The sequence below is a fragment of the Enterobacter sp. UNJFSC 003 genome (assembly GCF_036903355.1).
Lineage (GTDB): Bacteria > Pseudomonadota > Gammaproteobacteria > Enterobacterales > Enterobacteriaceae > Enterobacter.
The window spans coordinates 1-260 of the sequence record NZ_JBAKHK010000215.1 but is presented as its reverse complement, the minus strand read 5'-3'; the positions used below and the strand labels follow the sequence as shown (position 1 = coordinate 260).

The following is a 260-nucleotide window of genomic DNA, read 5'->3' as shown; positions in this document are numbered from 1 at the left end:
CGATAACCGTTCTGCTGACGACTATGATTCTCGCGGTGTGACGGCCTCTGTTGAGGGTGGGTATACCTTTGAAGCGGGAACATTTAGCGGCAGCGAAGGGACGCTGAATACCTGGTACGTCCAGCCACAGGCGCAAATCACCTGGATGGGTGTGAAAGATTCCGACCATACCCGGAAAGACGGAACGCGCATTGAAACGGAAGGCGACGGAAATGTGCAAACGCGACTTGGGGTGAAAACCTACCTGAATAGCCATCACC

1 protein-coding gene is annotated in these 260 nt (G+C 54.2%); it reads left to right on the top strand.

The genetic code is table 11. From position 1 onward, the window contains the following. Positions 1–260, top strand: a 260-nt coding sequence (locus V5P19_RS23850) for an autotransporter outer membrane beta-barrel domain-containing protein (protein ID WP_334408038.1), incomplete at both ends; no start/stop codon positions are given.